Origin of the sequence: Pusillimonas sp. ANT_WB101 (assembly GCF_008369125.1) — a bacterium.
GTDB lineage: Bacteria > Pseudomonadota > Gammaproteobacteria > Burkholderiales > Burkholderiaceae_B > Allopusillimonas.
The window spans coordinates 552,342-574,030 of sequence record NZ_VOAY01000001.1; the positions used below are offsets into that span (position 1 = coordinate 552,342).

18 protein-coding genes and 1 tRNA gene are annotated in these 21,689 nt (G+C 51.3%); 7 read left to right on the forward strand and 12 right to left on the reverse strand.

Translation table 11 applies throughout. From position 1 onward, the window contains the following. Nucleotides 1-6: 6 nt before the first annotated feature. The 3 genes from FQ179_RS02715 to FQ179_RS02725 form a co-directional block, all read right to left on the reverse strand. Nucleotides 7-2,199 carry a DUF3604 domain-containing protein gene (locus FQ179_RS02715; RefSeq protein WP_149395741.1) on the reverse strand — a complete coding sequence of 731 codons (2,193 nt, stop codon included), beginning with the start codon at nt 2,197-2,199 and terminating at the stop codon, nt 7-9. 411 nt (nt 2,200-2,610) lie between these two features. Next, the gene (locus tag FQ179_RS02720; RefSeq protein ID WP_149395742.1) at nt 2,611-3,018 is read right to left on the reverse strand and encodes an ankyrin repeat domain-containing protein; all 408 of its coding nucleotides are present in this window, start codon (nt 3,016-3,018) and stop codon (nt 2,611-2,613) included. A 434-nt stretch (nt 3,019-3,452) separates the two neighbouring features. Beyond that, nucleotides 3,453-4,124 (reverse strand): hypothetical protein, encoded by a 672-nt coding sequence (locus tag FQ179_RS02725; RefSeq protein WP_149395743.1) that lies wholly within the window; start codon nt 4,122-4,124, stop codon nt 3,453-3,455. Nucleotides 4,125-4,580: 456 nt separating this feature from the next. Here FQ179_RS02725 and FQ179_RS02730 point away from each other — a divergent pair, with 456 nt between their 5' ends. Both FQ179_RS02730 and FQ179_RS02735 read left to right on the forward strand, forming a co-directional pair. Beyond that, the gene (locus FQ179_RS02730) at nt 4,581-6,299 is read left to right on the forward strand and encodes a DUF927 domain-containing protein (RefSeq protein WP_149395744.1); all 1,719 of its coding nucleotides are present in this window, start codon (nt 4,581-4,583) and stop codon (nt 6,297-6,299) included. A 423-nt stretch (nt 6,300-6,722) separates the two neighbouring features. Then, complete coding sequence (locus tag FQ179_RS02735; RefSeq protein ID WP_149395745.1) at nt 6,723-7,949, forward strand: hypothetical protein; 1,227 nt, start codon at nt 6,723-6,725, stop codon at nt 7,947-7,949. Here the strand turns inward: FQ179_RS02735 and FQ179_RS02740 are convergent. After that, on the reverse strand, nt 7,946-8,644 hold the full coding sequence (locus tag FQ179_RS02740; protein ID WP_223146181.1) for a hypothetical protein: 699 nt from the start codon (nt 8,642-8,644) through the stop codon (nt 7,946-7,948). The two genes, FQ179_RS02735 and FQ179_RS02740, sit on opposite strands and share 4 nt — an antisense overlap. Before the next feature lie 134 nt (nt 8,645-8,778). Beyond that, nucleotides 8,779-10,026, reverse strand: coding sequence for a type II toxin-antitoxin system RelB/DinJ family antitoxin (locus FQ179_RS02745; protein WP_149395747.1), 1,248 nt, complete (start codon nt 10,024-10,026; stop codon nt 8,779-8,781). A gap of 738 nt (nt 10,027-10,764) precedes the next feature. On the opposite strand from FQ179_RS02745, the gene mobC reads away from it, so the two are divergent. The 3 genes from mobC to FQ179_RS02760 are packed head-to-tail and all read left to right on the forward strand — an operon-like array spanning nt 10,765 to nt 13,155. Beyond that, nucleotides 10,765-11,151 carry a plasmid mobilization relaxosome protein MobC gene (gene mobC, locus FQ179_RS02750; protein ID WP_149395748.1) on the forward strand — a complete coding sequence of 129 codons (387 nt, stop codon included), beginning with the start codon at nt 10,765-10,767 and terminating at the stop codon, nt 11,149-11,151. 5 nt (nt 11,152-11,156) lie between these two features. Next, complete coding sequence (locus FQ179_RS02755) at nt 11,157-12,848, forward strand: relaxase/mobilization nuclease domain-containing protein (RefSeq protein WP_255474899.1); 1,692 nt, start codon at nt 11,157-11,159, stop codon at nt 12,846-12,848. A gap of 55 nt (nt 12,849-12,903) precedes the next feature. Next, nucleotides 12,904-13,155, forward strand: a complete 252-nt coding sequence (locus FQ179_RS02760; protein ID WP_149395750.1) for a hypothetical protein — start codon at nt 12,904-12,906, stop codon at nt 13,153-13,155. Between the two features lie 73 nt (nt 13,156-13,228). On the opposite strand, the gene FQ179_RS02765 is transcribed toward FQ179_RS02760, so the two are convergent. The 3 genes from FQ179_RS02765 to FQ179_RS02775 form a co-directional block, all read right to left on the reverse strand. Next, nucleotides 13,229-14,332, reverse strand: a complete 1,104-nt coding sequence (locus tag FQ179_RS02765) for a site-specific integrase (RefSeq protein WP_149395751.1) — start codon at nt 14,330-14,332, stop codon at nt 13,229-13,231. A gap of 159 nt (nt 14,333-14,491) precedes the next feature. Continuing rightward, nucleotides 14,492-14,568: transfer RNA gene (locus tag FQ179_RS02770), tRNA-Met, on the reverse strand. 426 nt (nt 14,569-14,994) lie between these two features. Beyond that, a complete protein-coding gene (locus tag FQ179_RS02775; RefSeq protein WP_149395752.1) occupies nt 14,995-16,683 on the reverse strand; it encodes an FMN-binding glutamate synthase family protein in 1,689 nt (562 codons plus the stop codon). A 109-nt stretch (nt 16,684-16,792) separates the two neighbouring features. Between FQ179_RS02775 and FQ179_RS02780 the strand changes: the two genes are divergently transcribed. After that, complete coding sequence (locus FQ179_RS02780; RefSeq protein WP_255474806.1) at nt 16,793-17,227, forward strand: GNAT family N-acetyltransferase; 435 nt, start codon at nt 16,793-16,795, stop codon at nt 17,225-17,227. Nucleotides 17,228-17,293: 66 nt separating this feature from the next. On the opposite strand, the gene FQ179_RS02785 is transcribed toward FQ179_RS02780, so the two are convergent. Together FQ179_RS02785 and FQ179_RS02790 are read right to left on the reverse strand one after the other, a co-directional pair. Continuing rightward, a complete protein-coding gene (locus FQ179_RS02785; RefSeq protein ID WP_149395753.1) occupies nt 17,294-17,836 on the reverse strand; it encodes a DUF2478 domain-containing protein in 543 nt (180 codons plus the stop codon). Nucleotides 17,837-17,935: 99 nt separating this feature from the next. Continuing rightward, complete coding sequence (locus FQ179_RS02790) at nt 17,936-18,742, reverse strand: class I SAM-dependent methyltransferase (RefSeq protein WP_149395754.1); 807 nt, start codon at nt 18,740-18,742, stop codon at nt 17,936-17,938. Between the two features lie 234 nt (nt 18,743-18,976). Between FQ179_RS02790 and FQ179_RS02795 the strand changes: the two genes are divergently transcribed. Then, nucleotides 18,977-19,432 (forward strand): hypothetical protein, encoded by a 456-nt coding sequence (locus FQ179_RS02795; RefSeq protein WP_149395755.1) that lies wholly within the window; start codon nt 18,977-18,979, stop codon nt 19,430-19,432. On the opposite strand, the gene FQ179_RS02800 is transcribed toward FQ179_RS02795, so the two are convergent. Both FQ179_RS02800 and FQ179_RS02805 read right to left on the reverse strand, forming a co-directional pair. Next, complete coding sequence (locus tag FQ179_RS02800; RefSeq protein WP_149395756.1) at nt 19,433-20,344, reverse strand: metal ABC transporter permease; 912 nt, start codon at nt 20,342-20,344, stop codon at nt 19,433-19,435. Between the two features lie 29 nt (nt 20,345-20,373). Beyond that, nucleotides 20,374-21,621 (reverse strand): metal ABC transporter permease, encoded by a 1,248-nt coding sequence (locus FQ179_RS02805; protein WP_149395757.1) that lies wholly within the window; start codon nt 21,619-21,621, stop codon nt 20,374-20,376. Nucleotides 21,622-21,689: the final 68 nt, after the last annotated feature.

Here is a 21,689-nt window from a genome sequence, read left to right on the forward strand (position 1 = left end):
CCCTGCTTACTTTGCCGCAAATGCCAGCTCATAGTTGGCATGACCAAACTCATTGTTGCGTGCAGCGATGTATTTGTCGCCAGAACGATAAACCGTCAATTCGAAAGGCGTGCCGTCAATTGTTGTCACGATGTGGCCGTCCTTGATCTCGTAGGGTGCTGACGAACCTGAAACGCTGTGCGGGTCGCCGCCTTGAGATGACTCGCTGTCGAGTGTGGTGACGGTGCGCTTGCCATCCAACCCGAACAGTACATTGGATGTGTGGCCGGTTACGGTGTTGCGAATCATTAGATTCTTGCCGAAGACAAGTTTTTTGAGCTCATCATCCCCTAGTGCAGTTGCCTGGCTCTTGACCAGGTCAGCGACCATAAGGCCAGATTTGGATTTAGCTTCTTCGGCTTCGGTGGGTGTGTACCAGATCGGTGTGCCCCAGGCGCGTTCTTGAACGGTCGCCGGTGCATTGCCTGGAGGAAGTATGCCGAGCTTGACCGCATCATACGTACTCCAGCGGGGGGTAGGTATCTGGATGACCCGGGCATAATAAAAAGCGTTCTGAGAGGGGTCAAAATCGGGATCGGTCCAGAGCGTCTTCAGCTCCACGGAGCCAATGTCGTTGGTGTAGGTGGCTTTGGCGATATCGACCGTGTTGCCAATTGAAGGGAGCCTGCCCGTGACAGGGTCTGGTTTGCGGTCGCCAGACCAGACAACATCATAAATTTTATCGAATATCTGGCCGTCCTTGGTCCATCCCTTAATAATCTGGATACGATCAAGGTTCCCGTCAACCGGGTCCTTCAAGGCCCAGACGATGAATGACGGGGCCTTGCCATCTGCCTGGCTAAGGTCACCCCCCATGGGTACTCCACCCGCATAGGCTTTCTGCACCCAACCCGTTTCCGACAGCAGGTCATTGTCGTATCCCCACCCGCCGAACATGCGAAGCGTGAGCCGTACCCCGCTGGTTGCGAATACCTCCCGGCGCTGCATCGCAGCGAAAATCGACTCGCGCGTATTTTCTTCCGCCCAAACCCCACCCAAACCAGATGTTCCTGTTTTCAAGATATCCATGCCCGAAAGGATGTTTCCTGCAAGTCTGGCTTCGGGGGTAGCGTCGGCAAAACCGTGATCGCCAAAGTAGTTGGACTGTGAATACGAGGATGCAGTGTTGTGCGAATCGCTGGCACCCAATATGCCCATCTTGTAGGGGTTGTAGCCTCGCGCTGACTGCATAGCTAAACCATTCTGGTACGCCTCACGGATGTAACTTCCGTGCATCTTCGAAAAGCTATTGTCGAGGCCGATCAGATAGTTCATGATTTCGAAGTTCGCGAACTCGTCATTTGGCGACAGAGCCGGATTAGTTTCCGACGCGCCCTTGACCTGTTTGATCTCGGTTAACGGCTCGTTTTTCAGGCGTTCTTGCGCCCATGCTGCATCAATCGGCCTGCCTTTGCTGTCGAGTTCGATTGGAAACATGAGGCCATTTGACAGGTTGGCATTGTGCGAGATCGCCAACAGTTCGGTACCGTTCTTGCGTTGGGTGTCCATCCAGTTCCACAGGTCTTCGGGATGGTCTGAGTCGATCGCCGTAAACGGTGCAGTGGGAAGATTTTTACAGCCCTCGAAGAAGACGTTTCTATGCATGTTCTGGTTCTGCGGCATCGCTGTCCACTCATAGGAACAGAACGTGGTGAACTCGCCTGGCTTGTTGTATTTTTCGGCAATGGCAATGTTCTGCGCCCATACCGAGTTGATTATCGAGGGATCAAGCAATTCCTTGATGGGCTTGCCGCTTGCAATGCTGCCGGCCATCCATTGGAATATCTGCGTCACCGTATTGTCTTTGGATACACGAAGCTTCTGAGCGATTGGTAGCTTGCTGATGGGTGAGTTCGGGTCATTTGCCAACCTGATGACACCGACGTATTCGGCGTGATCAGTGACGCCCTGGAAGTCGAGCGGCGTTTTGATTTGTATGTTGTATCCGGCGGGATGTTTTATCGTCTGCCCTAGCGAATACTGGTAAGCCTCTTCCGGGCCTGTCGCAGTATTTCCGAGGATGTAGGCATCCAGTGACCAGCTTGTGTGCTGGTGGGTCTGGCCGAAGTAGGCATGCCTGTCTTGGGCCGATGCTGAGCTGGCAATAAGAACGATGGCTGCTGAAGCAAGCAATATGAAGCTTTTTGTAGACACGTACATGCGATTCTCCCGGGGTGTAACGGTATCGATTTACCGCGAAACGGTCCCTGTGTGGCATTTGACCGTCGCTCATCAGGCCCGGCAACGCACCCATACGCAAGTGGCTTAGCAGTGCACTAGCCTAATGTACAAATGTCCTATATTGTGATTGCACCAAAAACAGCCTCCGTATTCAATTGTCCCTTTGGGCAAAAGGACGTGCAGAGGGGGCTCAGTTTTTTATCATTAACAGCCATCGTGTACGGGATACATTCTGAACTTTCGGATTGTATAAAGCGTAGCCCGTGGCTGATGTTGGTTTTCTGCTTGAATGTCGTCTCATACCGTGTGATAGCGGCAGGCAAGCCACCAGCCGCATGAACCTGCTCTCCATCTGTCTGGTGGTTGCGCATCTAGATGGACAAGCAGCGCTCAGCGATGAATCCACTCCTGAACGTCAGGCCCACCGTAAGATTCAACAATGTCGATATCAGCACCTAGCTGAGCAAAAAACTGCGTAACCTCAAGGTTATCTTCTTCTGCGGCAACGACAACGGCGCGGTTGTCTTTTGCACGGTAATTAGCCCCTTGGCTCACCAAGTATTGCACTACCGGCAAATGATTGACTGCCGCTGCATACCAAAGTGCCTCATCTTTTTCTTCTTGGCTTCTTCCATGATTAACAAGGTGTTGAACTACTGGAAGATGCCCTTGATCCGCACTAATATTTAATGCCACGTTTTGCTTGGTCGCGCCAGCCTGCAGGCAGCGTATCACTGCTTCCAGGTTTCCGCTTTTGGCGGCAGTCAAGAGTTCTTCATCAGTGTCTGTAGTATTCATTTATGTATCCTATATTCAATTTTAGTGGCCTGAAGGTTCACTGTGTGAAGCCAGGAGCGGGGCCCGTAGAGGGTTGCTTCGAAAATCAGTTTTTTTTCTAGACTGCTGGTAAACGGCCCACGCAACTGAGCCTGCGATATCGAGCGGCTGATAAAACGCCTTTATATGAGATGGCTCACATAAAACCTAACATACGACCAAAGCAAAAGGGGTTACGTTTTCACGTAACCCCTTGGTATTCTTGGTGGCGCATCCCTGATTCGAACAGGGGACCTGCGGATTATGATTCTGACCAACGCCAAACTAAGCACCGTACATAGAGTGTAGCAAAGCAAGGTACGGCACGCAAGGCAACTCTTTCGCAATGCGTACGGATAAGTCGCAATGAGGCAAGTTGTTGCGTCTGTTTGTCGCAGGATTGTAGCGACGGACGATCAATTATAAAAGTCGAAATAACCATTGGTCTTGCTCGGGTCTTTGACCCTAGGCTTTGCCGGGTACAGGCAAACCTCGGTCAATTTCTTCACATCGCTGAGCATCGCGCGCAGAGAGGGGGCATCTACAGGCTTCAAGTGGAGTAGGGCGTACTCAGTTCCATCAACGTCATGCTCGAAATCTAGAAGGTCTTGCTCATCTTTTTCTTCGGAAGTTAGAGGAACCTTCAACATGTGCGCGTCATCGCTTGCAAGAGTGCCTTCTATCAGGCATTCAAAATCTCGCAGAGCCTTCTCTAGAGCAACTCTGGCCGACTCATGCTTAATGCACTTTGGTAGTGTTTCGTTCAGAAACTTTGAGTCATTGACGTTTGCCCGTGCTATCTGTCGTGCTCTCTCGCTGAAATACCCTTTCTTTTCCGCTTTCTCAATTATCTTACCCAGCGAAGTACAGAGAGTTCCACTTGCCCAACGCCTCCACTTTTTTCCAGCGTTGCCGTCTTCGTAATTTGCACCGCCGCATAGTTCCCGCTCCAACTGCGAAGCGGTCTTTCCGCTCTGAAGTTGTATTTCCAGCAATATCTCCTTCTGACGGCGCACTTTAGATGCGTGATTCGGGTTGTTGGCAGAAGGCGGCCTGCCATGTCGTTTCGTTTTGTGCGGTTCGTTCATAGTACAAAAAAGTCTCGTAATACCAAGTTTGTTAGTACTTTACCTTGTTTTGCCTTGCTCCGACAATGAGATCTAATTTATTTTTTGGAGTTAATAATGGATACGAGACCAACAATTAGGCCGTATAAGGATTTCCGAACAGAGTTTGAGTCAATCCCAGACGATGCTCTGATTACTGCGGATGAAGTGTGCTTGTTACTAGGTGGTATTTCGCGTGAAGCTTTGAGGTGCCTCGCTCGCCGGAAGAAGGATTTCCCATCCGCGGCACCCATTCGATTGAAGCGCTCTAAGGCATGGAGGGCGGGAACAATGAAGCAATATTTTCGGAGCTTGAGTACAGATGTAGTAGTGACGAGGGGTAAGAAAACTGGTCGCCCGCGTAACTCGATTTAGTCGCAGTTGCGTAAGTACACTGCATGAAGCCATGGGCTTCGTTTTATTTTCTGGAATGCCGATATGTCAATCAAAAAAGAAACAATAGCCCCAACGAAAAAGCTAGCGTTCCCTATACCTGATCACTGTGCTGCGACGAGCTCTTCCACCGTACTGAGAGCTCCTGAAGCTCACTCAAGAAGCGCAGCCACATCATCCACCATCGCGTCCATGATGGTAAGAGACGCGCAACTGTGTTTTGATGATGACGGAAGTGCGCACACCCTCGTCACTTTCCATAGCAAGAAAAAAGTGGCAATACGGCGGGATGCGGATCATTACAAAGCCTTGTTACGCGAGGGGCTGCCGCTACCGCTCAAACCGCCTGCAAAATACGAACAGGAGTTTGTCCAGTCGCTTTCTGATCTCTCGATTCAGAAACTCGACGGCCTCATTACTCGGCGCACGGGCTGGTGCGGTGCCGGATATGTCACTCGGCAAGGGCTTATTAGCTTCTCGGAGAATGCACCCAGCTTACATTTTCTTGGAGAGACTCCTTACCCCCACAAAGGCAGTTTAGAAAGCTGGAAAGCTAATGTAGGCCCATTTATTGTCAATAACACCATTCCACTGACGCTTGTCGGTTGGCTGTTGTCGGGGGCACTACTTAGAGAGCATGGGGTCGAGTCAGGTTTTATTAATCTTTTTGGTCAAACATCGAAAGGTAAGTCGACGTGTGCCAATCTGGCAGCTTCCATAATGGGCCCGCCTGACGGGAATGGAAATAGTGCAGTCAATACTTGGCGCGCGACTAGCAATGGACTCGAACCTCTAGCTCAGAGTGCAAATGATTCATGTTTGATCTTGGACGAGTTGCGCCACATAGACGCCAAAATTCTAAAACAGACTATTTACTCCATTGCGAACGGGCAGGGCAAGGTAAGAGCCCGGGGTGATGGAAGTCAAAGGGCGATCAGGCATTGGGCATTGAACGTGATAAGTACGGCGGAAATGTCATTGATGTCGCGCTTGAACGAAGCGGGAGATACTGAAGATCTGGGGCTTCGAGCTAGATGGGCTGATATCCCCGTAACGACCGGTTTGCTTGGAGATGCCTTTGATCACTTGAACGGTTACAGCTCCTCGAAGGCGTTTGCTGAGGCCGCCAAATCGGCGGTAGAGAATCATCACGGGGTCGTTTGGGAGGCGTGGATTAAGTGCATCGTTCATAGAGATAAAACCCGAGATCCTGACCTCGGCTCAACCATCAGTATGCTGCAAATTCCGACTGACACACCAGAATTTATTTCGCGGGCAGCAAAGCGCTTTGTGCTTGCCTATATGGCCTTGTACATAGCTTCAGAGAATGAGATTCTCCCGAACCTATCTTGGAACGATATCATTGCGCCCATACGCGTATTTGACGCATGGGCGAAGGATGCCGCTGTTCATGGCAGTGAACGAGACAAATCCTTTCTGCAGGTGCGAGAATGGTTCCAAGCCTATCATTCAAAACTTATTAGCATTTGCAGTGACGGGTATAGTGGCGCAAGCGCTTTCGGATACTCCGAATTTGTTCATGGTCAATACCTTTTTTTCGTTTGGCCTGAGAAGTTTCGTTCGTCTGTCTGTGCTGGCCTGGATCATCATAAGGTCTTACGGGATTTGGAAGAGCGAGGCTTGCTGCGACACGATGCAGGACGCTTGACTAAGAAAAAACGCCTACCTCACTCTGCAGATGCGGTGTGGATGTATTGCATCTCGGGCAGCATTCTCGCCGACCCTGCTGACATAGATACTTGAAGCGATCGTGAATCTAGCTCTTCTTCCTATCACTGGGTACAGTGAGTACAACGAGTACAGCGATTTGTATTGCCTGCAACAGCTGGTGTCCCAAACTAGATTCGTGGATTTGGACGCTCGGTGTCCTTGCGGGCTGCTGTGCTCGTATTTCCGGGTAGGATGCGTGCTGGGCAACGTATTTCCCCAATTCGAAGGCGGCAGCCACAAGACGCAAAATCTCCGCTCAAATAATCGTGATCTCCGCCTAAGCTATGATTATCACGCCCAATATCCGCTTCGAGTCGGGTCAGGTGTCTTTGGCTACAATCGGGCAAACGCGGAAATTTCACAGGTGCAGTTTACTGTCAGCTTGGCAGCGGTCGCAGTCTCGGCTTGATTTCAAGCCTCGCTTTCATCGAGTGTCAGTCTTTAAAGGAAAACTTAATGGAGCTGATGAACCAGCCCTTTACCGGACAGCTTGGAGACCGTCTGATCGAGCTGCTCGACTCACCGGATTACCATACTTTGAATATCGTAGTCGCTTTCGCAAAGAACAGCGGTGTCCTCAGAATCAAGGATTCGCTCCAAAGATTCAGGGAACGTGGCGGAATAGTAAATGCTTTCGTGGGGGTTGACCTTGGCGGGACGTCGTACGAGGCCCTTACAGCTTTGCGACTTCATACCAACTCCTTGAATGTTGTGCACTCTGAAAAAGGCCAAACATTCCATACAAAGATCTATCAGTTTATAGGGAAGGATAAGGGGCTGATAGTTATTGGCTCACATAATCTCACCGGCGGCGGCTTGTGGACCAATTTCGAAAGCTCAGTACTGATCCCGGTAGATCTTTCGAATGTCCATGAGATGCAGATACTAACAGAGACGGACGGCTACATCGGGGAGCTGTCTTCGCTCAAAGATTCATTCATGTCGATTCTTGCACAAGACGACATAGATAAGCTTCTCCACAACGGCTATATATTTAAAGAAGTCGGCGAGCAAGTGCGCCGAGCTAAGGCTGCTACACAGAGTGGAATCGGGGAACGTCTATTCGGGAATGGTGCTCCAGCAAAGCTACCTCGCGTCGCCAAACCGAGCAACGAGAAGACGGTCGGGGTTTCCGTGGGCCCTTCGAGACCTATCTTAGTCACGCTCAGTGACGAAGCGCAGACTATTTGGTTTGAAACCAAGAAATTGACTGGCGGATCACGAAATATCCTTGATCTTTCAATGAAGTCCTTGGTCGAGCGCGGAGACCCTAAAGGCACCCCTTTTGACCTTGACGACCCAGGGTTCATGCGCGGTGGAGTCGAGTTTTTCGGTTTAAATCCTACAGCTACCGATCAGATTAAAAACATCACCCTCAACTTCGAAGGGATTGACTATACAGGCAACACAATACTTTTTCCTGTTGGAGACAGAGCAAACGGTACGTGGCGGCTCCAGATCAAGGGAATTAGCTCTGCTGGAATGAGGATCACTGACGCCTTTAGAGCCAAAGATAATGCGCCCTACTTGGTTGAAAAGATAATCACCTTTACTAAAATCAGGGATGATTACTACTTCTTGTCCGTATTCCCCGAATCTGAACTTGATAATTTCATGGAGGCTTCAAGTGTCTTGGCTCGAAACGGGTCGACAACGAATGCCAAGCGGCTTGGGCTGCTCTAAAAGCGACTTAGCCATTCTTGGTGTTTCTCCTTCCGTGTCCCGCTAATGCCACCCTTTGCTCCACCGAATGTGAGCATTAAGGCGTTGTCACTCAAAGGGACTCCTTCGGAAATGAACAACGGGACCTGATTTACTTCGCAGAAGCGGCTTATAAACGACGTTATGTCGAAGCCAAATGCATACCCCGTCGTGCCTTGATATGGCGGGTCTACATACACGACAGCATCCTTGGGAAACGGATCACTAAGAACCGACATGATATCTATGTTGAGACAGGTCACTCCTTTCATTCCGTTCACGAGCGCATCGATTCGGCGACGCAGCTCCGTCGGAGAGGGTTGCATCGGATTGGCAGGGCTGCGACGTATGCTAGTCGCGGTTGGCTCCCAGTAGTCCCGGAAGAACGCGTTCGCCCAACGTTCTCCATTGCGCCAAATTTGCTTCCCTCCAAATGAGCAGGCCTGAAGCAATGGATAAAGTTCTATTTCATGATCACCCACTGGTAGCGCCGATAGCGCTGACATGTAAGCCTTTAAATCGCGTTTATCACTCGGCAAATCGGATAAAAACTGATCAAAAGCGTCCATATTGAACGTACCGGAGCCGATGGCTGACCAGAAGGAGCCCCAAGAGCTAATGTCGAGCATGCAAATGCGTGAAGGGGCGACGCCTCTGTTAACCAGTTCGATGGACACCGCGGCAGATCCGCAGCATAGGTCGTAGAATCGAGAATTGGGCCCAGGAGCGGCCTCTAGAAGAAAATCGACGATCTGAGCCGCGACGCGCTGCTTACCTCCCTGATACGCACAGGGTACCCGCATTCCGTATCTCACAAAGACTTCCTGCGGATCAGAATTCGTACATAAACGCGCCGGCCGTTGATGATGCCAACACCTCCCCTATCCTCAGAATGGGGACGATACCCTACCTCTTTAAGGGTATTGGATAATACGTTGGTGCGTGCATTGCCGTTGGCAAGCATAACGATCTCGAACTGATCGGGACTGTATTTGTCGAGGAACGTGATCGGCACACCCATAATCCCGTCGTAGTCGACCGGAATATTTTGAGTGCGCCCAACGTCGATAGCATCGTAGTTTTCGTAACGTGGGTATTCTTCCGGGGTGTAGCGCCGGGTCAATGCTATGGGCTCGTGCCGCCTGCTAATATCCAAGTTAGTGAACCAGCGCACGCCTTTCACCCGGATGAAGCGGCGTCCTCTCTCGTCAATACCGCAGCCAGCGGCGTTTAGCGGGTAGCTATCGGGCACATTAAATTTGCGATCACCGGAGCGGATGGATTCCCCATACCAAACTTTATTGTCTCGGAAGAGGGGGAAGACCTCCTTGTATGTTGTAGCGTTCATGTTCCCAAGGATAATAAAGTCCTTTTCGTGACGCTCTAGCAAACTTATGTACTCACGGAAGAGGCTGAAAGGTGGATTGGTAGCCACTATGTCGGCCTCCGTAAGCAAGGCCTCGCACTCGTCGGACCGGAAATCGCCGTCACCAGCGAGATACATTAGAGAGTTGCCCGGCATGGCAAACAAGGTCTCTAAATCCAACGAACCGTCTGGCCTCACCAGAGGCTCGTCAGGTACTTCGGTTACTACAGCCTTGTAGGCGCCTGTTACTCCCTCTAATGGATATTCCCGCCCCGCGATTGGGGAGCCCGCGTAGCAGGTGGACGTCAGCCCCGCTAGCCCCAACTTGTCGAAATGAAGCACAAAAAACCGGAAGAAAGCTGACTCAAAAGGATCGTCACAGTTACAAAGTATGGTCTTTCCCTTCAGTTGCTCTCGATGCTTCAGCATTTCTCTAGCTACGTCCTCGTACTGCGTGTAGAAATCATCCTTCTTGACGATAAACGCACGATTAAGTGTCGCATTTCCGGCTTTCGAGTGTGATTTTGGACGTTCAATCTGTATATCAAATGGCATGCTGCCCTCGCGAACCACCGCTTTGAGAAAGGTATTAATCGCGGCCGACATGCCGATGCCAATCTCATTGAACACCTCGTTGGCGCGTTTCTTAACGTCTAAGTCTATGCGTATTGTCGTCGTGGGTTTGGTCGACATATTTGCCACTCCTATCGTGACATACAATGTAGCACGATTTATTAAGAGCTACAATGTAGCACATTTTAAAAATGACGGTTTCGCCATTTTTTTACTCCAGTGGCGCTATTTGCGGGAATCGCTGTCTCGCAGGTTGTAGGCTCAAGACATGAGCCAGTCACGATACTGTTGTACTTACTCTAAGCAATACAACGTAACGTTCAAAGCAAGAAGGTCATCTTTCGCGAAACCAAGACGTCTCGGTTTATCGCTGTATGCGGCAAACGTGGCCCTACACCGAAGTTCGACATTCGCTAACCTGATTCACTGTATGGTCGGCGATTGCTATCAACACGTGGCGTAGCTACACATCGGAGTTCAGGCCGTTAGCCTGGGCAGTCCCGGTATAGAGCTTGATCGACAGCACTGCTAGCGCCCAAAAAGCGCGTTCACGTGACCACTTGTACAAGGCATATCAAATAGCTTTGGCTGTTTTCGATTTCTGCCAGAGCGTTGGTAACTGTTCCTGCAAGCATGTGTGCAACGCGATGGCGATGGAAGCAGTCACGCTCGCCAAGAGCGGTAGTACATATAAGTCGAAATCGCCCTCACTTTGTCGTACTTCCTTTGCAGATAGATTTGTATCAATATCTCGGATATGCCCTGCCACTAGGTTAGAAGCAAGAGCTAACCGGCGCTTCGCTTGGTTCTCTTGTCCCGCTATGGCGGGAGTACAGCGTTTATTGATTCGGAGATGTTATGGAAGTGAAAGCTAAGCGATATGGTCGTTTGTTCAGCCGTGGTGAGAAGCGTACACATTGCGTGAGCGTGCGCCTGAACGCGAGTGAGCTGAAATTGCTAGATATGAAGCGTGGAGCTCTGCAGAGGGGAGCATGGATGCGGCTTGTAGTCCTTCAAACAACTCCCAAAGTTATTCCATCGTTGAACATTGATCATGGACTTGAACTAGCTCGTATCGGTATCAACATCAATCAGATTTCACATCGTCTGAACTCAAGTGTGGAAGTTGATTTTGAGCACATCACCAACTTATTGCAGGAGCTGCGTTCGCGGCTGATTAGTGGAATAGATCTCCTCGTTGCCCTCGATGACGAGGACAACGAGGCCTGCGAGGAGGGCTTGTGAAAGCTATGCGAGCCGTTAAAAGAGGGAGTGGCTTTCGAGGCATTCTCAACTACGTGTTTGCAAACGTGTCTGCTCACTTTATGGGCGGAAACATGATTTATACCAATGCTCGAAGTCTAGCTAGTGAGTTTGGTGTGAGTCGAGCTCTGAGGCCAACCGTGGAGAAACCGGTTTGGCACCAAGCTCTTCGATTACCGGCTGGTGACAAGCTGAGCAAGGATAGGTGGGTACACATTTGTGACGATTACATGAAAAATCTCGGATTCACCGATGCGCATCAGCGCACGTACGTTATGCATGATGAAGTGGATGGTCAGCACGTACATATCATTGCGTCCCGGATTGGTCTCAATGGGACGTTGTACCTTGGTAAAAACGAAAACTTACAAAGTACGCGGATTATTGCTCAGATCGAAAAGAGCCATCAGCTACGCGTTACGAAAAGCCATGAGATCGATGAACTAGGACGTGTAGTAATGCCTGCAAACGCACTACCCAAAAAAAGCGAGATTGAAAAATCGTTACGACTGGGACAAGAGCCACCGAGACAACGTTTGCAAAAGCTTGTGGGGGCAGCGGTGGAAGGAAGACCTAGCTTTCTACAATTTGTTGAGCGACTTGAAGGGGCGGGCGTGCAGGTGTTGCCCATGTCAGATAGAAACGGCGTAAAGGGCTTGTCATTTCGATTGTGCGATGACGTAGATCAATTAGTGTTTAGTGGTAGCAAGCTAGGGGATAAATATAAGTGGCCACAGCTTAGTAAAGGGATCGATTATGACAAAGACAGAGACAGTTCGACAGTTGAACGACTCAAGTCCCCAATTGGAGACTATCAAAAGCATTCACGACTTGCAGAGTCAGTTGCATTCGCTGAACAGCTTACTAGTGGCTTCTGCGGACGAACTGGCGAGCAAGATCCACCCATTAATAATAGCAACGCAAAAAGTGATCAGCGGAACGGAGAGCGTAGTGAAAAAGCAGGCGAACTTAACTGTGAACGAACTCCGGAAAGTCTCGGCAGCACAGCTGCGCTTAAATCAATTGATGACCCAGTATCAGCGGTCTGCCTTCCTGGTGCCAATACTAGTAGGAACGTTGAGTGCAGCAGTTACGAGCATCTTATTACTTCTAATTATGCTGCACTAGTTGACGACACGATGGACACCAGCGCGTCTCAAGCTCCCATTTGGTCTGATGTGGAAGGTATGAAAACCTTTAAACGTGCACTGATACGAAGCATAAAGCTGAAAGAGAGAAGGTTGGAAGATGCTGGTGCAGGTGCGAAGTTCTTAAATCGTGTGTTCGCTCGAATCGGTCTGGATTTGTTAGGACTACAGGCGTTGGAGTTTGACCTTAAATGCGACAAGCAGAAGTTAGCGGAAATCAGCAGTCGAGTAGAGCAGCGGCAGAACGAAAATTCACCGTTTCTTAAGAGTTTCAGCGATCAGCAAAAGAACACTGAGATTAGCCGTGGAACAAAAAACCAACTGGCTAGAGTGACAAGTGTTGGTCTGGAGACTTCAGTTTGTGCCGGTACCCAACCTCGAATGGAAATTGCTAAATGCATGGAGTCTCGATCTGCTCCGCTGGTTTCACCTGCTCGTGTTGTGAAAGCGATAACAGCAAGAAAAGCCCATCTTAATATAAGGCGGCATCAAGCTAAGCGGCCGACACAGCGTTCTAAGCATCAATATTAAAGATAATTTTGCAGTAAAAATTTCGCCCAAAAATGGGCTCTTGTGGAGAAGTGATATGGAAATATTTGAACCTTTGATAGTGGGCGATTTTATTCGCTGTTTCTACGAACCAGACGACGACCGAGAGAAAGAGCTCTTTCTGTCCATGGCGGATGTGTCGAGATTCGAAGTCGCGCTTGGCGGGGGGCTCTTCTGTGTTGTTGTTCGGGGTGAGAAAGAAGAGGAGGCTCTGCGTTGTGCTCAATACCCTAATGTCGGAGATGCAGCCGAAGGTATGCGTAAGCTGGTTTATGCATTGGCTGCGTGATTAGGAGATCTGCGAACAGGTAGAGCGATGCGGCCCGTTTAAAGGGCCGCTTCGCCGAAGCTATTGTGATATCTTAACTACGTGTAGTGAGGCTAAGTGCGAGCTTCTTGGCGAGGCTTTTTGCTGTCGGGTTGTAGTAACGTTGCAGCATTTGCAGTGTCTTATGTCCCGTAATTCGGGATAGTTCTAAAGTGCCAGATACTAGGCCAGCAAGACGGGTAATCGCTTCGTGTCGCAAATCATGCCATGTTAGGTTACAGAGGAATTCTGGGTCTTCAGGGATGCCAAGTTTTTTGCAATCGGCAAGGTATAGCCCTTTAGCGCGTGCAATTCCATCACGCCACGCCAAGTTCACAGCATTTCCAGTGACGTTAAAAACAGGGCCACTTTCATGCGAGGCCTGGGCATGAATTTGTTTAAACACGCTTGTGGCATTGGGGGTCAAAGGAACGTCGCGATCTTCGCCGTTTTTTGTATCGCGGGCACAGACCCAACTATCCTTTATGTGCACATCTTCCCACCTTAGCGAAAGTAGCTCCCCACGTCTCATCGCCGTCTCCGTTGCGAGGATAAATAGCCACCGCCATTCTGGCTTGATGGCTCCATGGATAATGCGCCCTTGGGCGTTGAAAGACCGGGAGCATGGCGAGAGGGCCTTCAATAGGTATTCTTCTTCTTGTAGTCGCAGCACTCGACTACGAGCGTTCTTTACACTTGGCTTTCGAACGAGTTGGACGGGATTTTCAGGCAAGTAAATTTGCCATTCCCTTCGTGCGTAATTAATAATGGAACTTAAAACGGCCAGGTCCGTTCTTACAGTAGCTTGACGTACGTTTTTTAAACGTGTGTCCCGGAACTGGATGAAATGAGTTTGACGTAGGTCTGATAAACATAAGTTGGAAAACGATTCGCGTTCGAGTCGAGCAATGAGCCGGGACTCTTGCTTTGCACCCTTTTTTGTGGGTGTAACCTGTTCCCGATAGCGTTTCAGTAGATCTTTGAAGACGGTAGCTCGAGCTTCGCCATCATCCCGATGTAGACCTGAAATGATTTTTCCTTCTATTTCGGCGGCCCACAGTCGAGCTGCTGATTTTGTATCGAAAGTTTGAAAGAGGCGATGCCCCTTCTTCGTGACGCGGGCTTGGAAGCTACTACCGCGTTTAACGATTGACGCCATGATAAACACCTTTTTATGATTTAAGAATTACGGTGTTTAGTTTGGGCTGTAGCAATACTGTCGCAAAGTACGAAAAAAAGCCCCTAACAGGGGCTTCTTTGTACGTCTTTTATTCTCTTGAAAGCCTTTGTAGCTAACACTATCAAGAGAATCGGAATCTGGTGGCGCATCCCTGATTCGAACAGGGGACCTGCGGATTATGATTCCGTCGCTCTAACCGGCTGAGCTAATGCGCCAAAGAGCAGCACTTTAACATGGATTTTTAAGTTTGTGCAAATGAGGGCGCTGCCTGGCACCAGAAGTCTCTGGAATAGTTCTGACGGCTCACCGGCTTTCAGCGAAAAGCCTGGCATTTACACCGTGATTGGCCCCTGCGTAGGCAGTCATAAATCAAAAGGCCCCGCCTTTTGGCGGGGCCTTACTGCTGCTGTGAGCAGTAGACGCTACACGTTGAGTGTGCGTCGAAGGCTTTTAGAGAAAAAGCCGAGCTGTCAGTGACAGCAACTTCAGATTACTCAGATAATGGTGCGCATAATACTAGGGAAAACCCTAGAAATTGTGTACGGCATTTACGTCCATATAGTCCGCTGGTCTGAACCTATTACAAACCATCAACCATCAACCATCAACCATCAACCATCAACCATCAAGCAGCAACATCATCAGTCTGCTCCAGCGCGGTTTGCCTCCGTGGCGTCGGAGGGTAGGGCGCTCTCTGTATTGCCGGACAGTGCTGCACTAAGGCTGTACAGCGGCGCAAAAGAGTCTGCCTGTGCCATGGGCCATGCCGTACGGAAAATACGCATGCGATACGTGCCCTCGATCAGTTCGCCTTTGTCGAGATCCGGGTACAGCACTGACAGTACGCGAACCTCACCGGTGGAAATTCGGCGGGCAATATGATGCGGGCGTAACTCACTTGGATGACGCAGGCCCGCAGCCCCCAAAAGCTCAGCCAGGGCAGCCAGTGTATTACGATGGAAACCTTCCACGCGCTGGGATTTGTCGCCCACCACCAGGGCCGCCTGACGTTTTGGATCTTGGGTAGTGACGCCCGTAGGGCATTTACCGGTATGGCAGACTTGGGCCTGGATACAGCCTATGGCAAACATGAAACCGCGTGCGCTGTTGCACCAGTCGGCGCCCAGCGCCATGGTGCGTGCCATGTCAAAGGCGCTGATAATCTTTCCGGATGCACCCAGCTTAATGCGGTCGCGCAGTCCTATGCCCACTAGCGTGTTGTGTACCAGACGTAACGCCTCACGCAACGGTGTTCCAACATGATCCACAAACTCGATGGGCGCAGCGCCTGTGCCGCCTTCTGCGCCGTCCACAACAATAAAGTCGGGGGTGATTCCCGTTTTTAGCATGGCTTTGGCGATGGCAAACCATTCCCAGGGGTGGCCAATACAGAGTTTGAACCCAATGGGCTTTCCGCCCGACAAAGTGCGCAGCTTGGCGATAAAGTGCATTAGCTCTATGGGTGTCGTAAATTCGCTGTGCTGTGCCGGTGAGTTACAGTCTTGCCACGCCGGGACGCCTCGGGCAGCAGCGATCTCAGGGGTAACCTTGGCGCCTGGCAGTATGCCGCCGTGTCCGGGTTTGGCACCCTGTGACAGCTTTATTTCTATCATCTGTACATTTTCGCGACAGGCGTTTTCGGCAAACCTTTCTTCTGAAAAACGGCCCTGGCTGTCATTGCAGCCAAAATACCCCGAGCCTATGTTCCAGATGAGAGGCCCTTTGTGTTCAAGATGGTAGCTGCTGATTCCGCCTTCACCCGTATCATGAGCGAAGTTGCCCAAGGCCGCACCTTTGTTAAGCGCAAGCACTGCATTGGCGGATAAGGCGCCAAAGCTCATCGCCGAAATATTGAGTACCGATAGCGAAACAGGCTGCGTGCAGTCTGGACCACCGACCGTGATGCGAAAGTCGCTAGACTCAGGGTGTACAGGTTCCATGGAGTGGTTTATCCACTCATAGTCACTTCGGTAAACGTCACGTTGCGTACCAAAAGGGCGCTTGTCCACCTGTCTTTTTGCGCGCTGGTAAACAAGCGAACGATCCACTCTTGAAAAAGGCTGGGAGGTGGTATCGTCTTCAAAAAAATACTGGCGTATTTCAGGCCGTATATATTCAAAGAGAAATCTGAGGTTGCCGATTACCGGGTAGTTACGACGAATGGCATGACTGGTTTGGTGAAGATCTACATAGCCAAGCACTGACAGCGCTGCAAATATGAAGGCGGCGATCATCCACCAGCCATTGATAAATAACGCCAGCAGCAGGCACACGCCAGTTGCGATAATTACGGCATAAAATGCTGTGTGGCGCGTTAATACTTGATGCATACAGTCTCCCTTGTTTCGCTATGTTTCAACATCATAGATGATCGTCGAGTAAAATTTACGCTGTTCAGGCAGTTAGTTGAAGGTTGCTTGATTAGTTAAGGAGCTACTCTTGAGCCATCCAGTAAAAATCCAGATAGGCGACTGGGCCGCCTGCCGTGACCATGCCATGGTCATCCGGCACGAAGTGTTTGTACAAGAACAAAACGTGCCACTTGAACTTGAACTTGACCACCAAGATGAAAATTGCATCCACGCCGTTGCGTATAACAGCCAAGGCGAGGCCATAGGAACTGGGCGTCTGCTGCCCGATGGGCATATCGGTCGCATCGCCGTCAGGGCAAAATGCCGGGGCATGGGAATAGGGTCTAAATTACTTGACGCGCTCATGAACGAAGCCCGGCTGCGGCACCACATGGAAGTAGTGCTCTCTGCGCAAACCCATGCCCTCAAGTTTTATACGCGCCGTGGTTTTGTGGCTGAAGGCATCACCTACATGGATGCTGGTATCGAGCACGTTACCATGAGACACCCCCTCACAGCCTGAGCGAAAACCAATTTAATCTGGCTTGGCGTGATTCGACAATTGAGTCACGCACTAACGCTTGACGAGTCAGTCTGCCACGGTGGTTGCGTTCGGAAGCCCGGCATACCATGCGCTCAAAGCGTCTTTGTCAGGTGCCAACTCAGTTGCCATGCCGCCTGTAAATTCACGCCAGGCATCAATGTATTTATGGTCAACTACTGTCAGTACAGGCAGCCCCATGGCCATCAGTTCGAGCAGTTCTTCGGCAAACCCACTGCCTTCTGCCTCCATTCTGCCAAAGCGATTAACTACCGTAAGATCCGGTTGATCGACACAGGCGCGGCGCAAAATAATACTGGCGTCTGACAGGGCGGCGGAGTCAAGACAGCAGCCACGTGCATCTTTACCGCGGTGCTGCGATATTTTCAGACGCTCGCCCGTGGAAATGTCAATAATGCTCATATCGCGTGCGCTTGCAGGCGGGCGCAATGTGGTGACCTGTGCCACACCACGTACCTTTAGCCCTGCTTTTTTCATGGACAAGGCAAACTGCAAGAGAACGTCATCGGCATTGTCGCTGCTCTCATGCATAATGGCTGCGACGGGTAGGGGTTGCTCTGCGTCAGTCATGGCGGGTCTCGATCATAGTTTGTGACGCTGTTGGTCCTTAATGCGTCAGGTTCTTGAATGGATGGTGTCATGGTACTGCTTCTGCAGTCAGGCAGGATTTCAGGCAGGTACACGGGTCATTTTGGGTTTCCACGAAAGCAACGCCCATTGCATGGGTGCAACGCCGCTTTGTGCGCGTTCAGGGTTGTCGTTGTACCAGGCGTGCAATGTGGCAAGTTCAGGCGGTGACAGCTCGCCAACCGACCCGGCGACTTTTTCCGCAAAGCCTGTAAAGTCTTTGGCGCCAGCCAGACGGCTGGGCGTCTCAATGTAGCTAAGAGTGGGGTGTATGCCCATGGCATACAGAATATTGACGGCGTATATATAGTCGGGCACCGGTTCGTGAATGCGGCCCAGTAAAGAAGCAATTTGTGCGTCAATGAAATGACCACCCACGATATGCGTCATGTACACACGCTTACGCGCATGTTTATTGAGTTTTTCTATAGCCAGAGCCAGATCATTGACCATGGACGAGCGTGAGGCTACCGCAATATCACATACGGGCACGCCCGACCAGTCGCTGTCCCAGGATAAGTGCAGGGCGGTGACGTTGGTTAGTTTTTGATCAGCAGCGATTTCCATAAGACAGTCAAGCATGCCAGCGCTGTAATCGAGGCCGTAAACATGCTGCAAACGATGAGCCAGTGGCAGGCAAATAGTGCCTGGGCCGCAGCCCACGTCTAACAAAGTGCTGACGCCGTCCAGATCCATATGTGAAATGAAGTCTTGGGCGTAGCTGCTGTGCCGGGCTTTTCGGCTGAGTTCTTTGGCACGGGCATCCCAGACGCTGGCAGGCCGTGGCGCACGCTGGCTGTGCAGTAAATGACGCCGGTAGAGCTCCGCAAAATCTATGCTCGATATCATTTAAAGGCCCGTAATGCGAGATATTTGAATTAACAGTGGGCAACAGCGCGCATGAAGGGTTGCCCGCTGGCGCGTGGCGCACATGCTTCGTACTGCCAATATCATCGCTATATCCTAGCATGCATAGGGCCGCTGGCTTTTGCGTTAGGGCAATAAATCGAAACCCTGTAAATAAGAATGATTCCCATCTATAATAGGTGGGCTTTTTGTGTATAGATAGGGGGCCTTATGGTCATGTCGTCCGGTGAAGTACCAGGTTTAGTCTCCGAGCATCATGCCTTAGTGGCCGAATACGGCCGCGCACAAGTTCGTTGCAGTCAAATGTTGCTGTCTCAGGCTGGCGAAATAACGCGTCTTGAAGCGCAATTAATGCAGCTTCAAGATCAAATAATGCAGTTACGCATTGCGGTCTTTTTGCGCGATACCGCGCACGCATGGAATAGCGCCAGGCGAGCACACAATCTGGGTGGTTATCCTGCAAAACAGGCTAACGGTGACGTCGTCGTGCAAGAAGATGCCCAGGTGGCATGGCCAGAGGCTGATCTGGTCATATGTCAGGTGGGGTGTGTCAGCCATGGCAATTATTGGCGAGATGGCGATATTTGCTCTCGTACTTACAGGCAATGTGTAGTGGTTGGCGACGAGCACGCGTTAAATGGGGTGCACAGCCCGGTAAAACAGGGCAATTGATCACGCTGGGCGATGGCGGCAAGGGCCATACAGGCAGGCCAGCGCCAATATTAGCCCTCCCATTGATGCAATCATGCCGGCAGCGCTCAGGCTTTTGTGCCAGCCTAACCAATGTGGCCCCCAGGCTGCCAGCGTATAGCCGGCCAGCGCGGCTATAGCGGCCAGCAACACGCTGATGCCAACTTGAGCCGCGAGGTTGTTGGTAAGTAAGCGTGCACTTGCGGCGGGGCATGTAAGCATGGCCACCACGATAATGGCACCCACTGCCTGAAACGCGGCCACCGTTGCCAGGGCAACCATTGCCAACAACAAGGCACTGACCACGGCCGGACGGGCTCCGGTGCTGGCAGCAAACCCCTGGTCAAATGTGGCTGCTTTAAGTGGCCGCCAACCTACACTAGTCATTACGATTAGTACGGCAAGTATCACGATTAGCCGTGGCAATGCAACCGGCACGGTAGCCAGCGCTGCTCGGTCCCACAATGAGTGCCAGCCGGTTGCGTCTAGCCAGATCAGGCTTTCAAGATTGCCATACAGTACATGTTCGACATCAAAATGCACGGTGGCGCTGCGCGATTGCTCCAGCCATAAGACGCCGGCCGCAAACATGGTTGTAAACACGACGCCTATGGCCGCACCGGGTTCTATATGTGTTAAGCGCTGTATGGTTTCAATAAGTGCGACAGCCAGCAAGGCGGCTACGGCAGCGCCTGCCAGCATGGGCCCTGTGGAAAGTGTGTCGGTCAACACAAAGACGCCTACCAGCCCCAGCAATATTACGTGACTAATGGCGTCGCCGAGCATGCTTTGCTTGCGCAACACCAGGAAGTTGCCAGGGATCGCACATACCACGCTGGCCAGTACGGCGACGGCAAGAGGTGTGAGGCTTAGCTGAATAAATTCTGCATACATTGGGTCGAGGCGCGGGCGGGTTGAAAACTTTACGCAGTAGTCGTTACGTGGGGCATCGAACCTACCGGGTTTTGTTCGGCGCCGGCCTGCCGGTAGTGTTGTTCAAATTCGCGAAACTGAGTGGCTGGAAGATATGTGTGTAAGGGCTGCATATGCGGCTGTTGTAAGTGGGCGGCTTGGTCGGGGTAAAGCCTTCTGTATAGCGCCCAGAGGTTTTCATCGCGTCGCGCGCCGCGCGCAGCCAGCGCGCCGGCCGCCGTGGTGAGCCCGTTAGCGTGCACCCACCCCGCCTTACGCAATAGTCGCAGAGTTTCAGGGCTGCAAATGTGCTTTTGCTTTTCAAGAGCTAGCAGGCCTTGACGTAGATGCACCTGTTGTTGGTAGTGCCTGTGCCGTAGCGCCGTGGCAATCAGGCCCCCCGACGGCGCGGCCAGCATCGAAATCAGAAACAACATAAACAAAGACAACGTAATAACGGCCCCCGTTGGCAGTGAGTGCGCTGTCGACGAGAGTGCGGCGCCGATGTGGCTACCGGTGGCCCCGAAGGCCGCTGACACCAAAACCATGGTTGTTACGCGGTTGGTCCAGAAGCGCGCTGCGGCCGCCGGAATAATGCAAAGCGCAACACTGAGTATCAGACCTACGATTTTCAGGCTTGTGACAACCAATGCCAGCAATAACCCAGATATTGCTAGATCAAGCAGGTGGACGGGAATGCCTGCGATAGAGGCGTGCTGGCTATCGAAACACAACAAGGTAAGAGGGCGGCGCACCATATAAATGATGATGCCGGTTGCCAGTGAGAGAACGGCGATGAGTTGAGCCTCGTGACGCAGCATACCTGCGGCGGTCCCCAATAGGTATGCATTGAGGCCCGCAGGCCGCCCGGTGCCCAGCGATTGAACCACTGTGAGCATGACCACGCCCAGGCCGAAGAAAGTCGAGAGTACGGCTGCAATGGCGGCGTCTTGCTGCAGGCGGGTTCGGCTGACTAACAAATGCATGCACCACAGTCCCAAGGCTGCGCTACCTGCGGCGCCAAGCATGAGGCCAGGCATCCATCGGCCGTCACCCGTTAAGAGGGCCATGATAATAAATGCGGCTGTCAGGCCAGGCAACGTGGCATGGCCGACAGCATCACTGGCGAGTGAACGTTGCCGCAACAAAATAAACGTGCCCAAGGCGCCGGCGGCTGCACCCAACATAATCGCACCCAGACATACGACAGTTGTGTTGTAGTTTGCACGGAAAAAAAGGGCGTCAATAAAAAGATTCATCGAGTGCCCCTTACACGCAAGAATTGGCTGCTCTCAGTTTTTTGAACAAGAATGCACAGCCTTTCAGA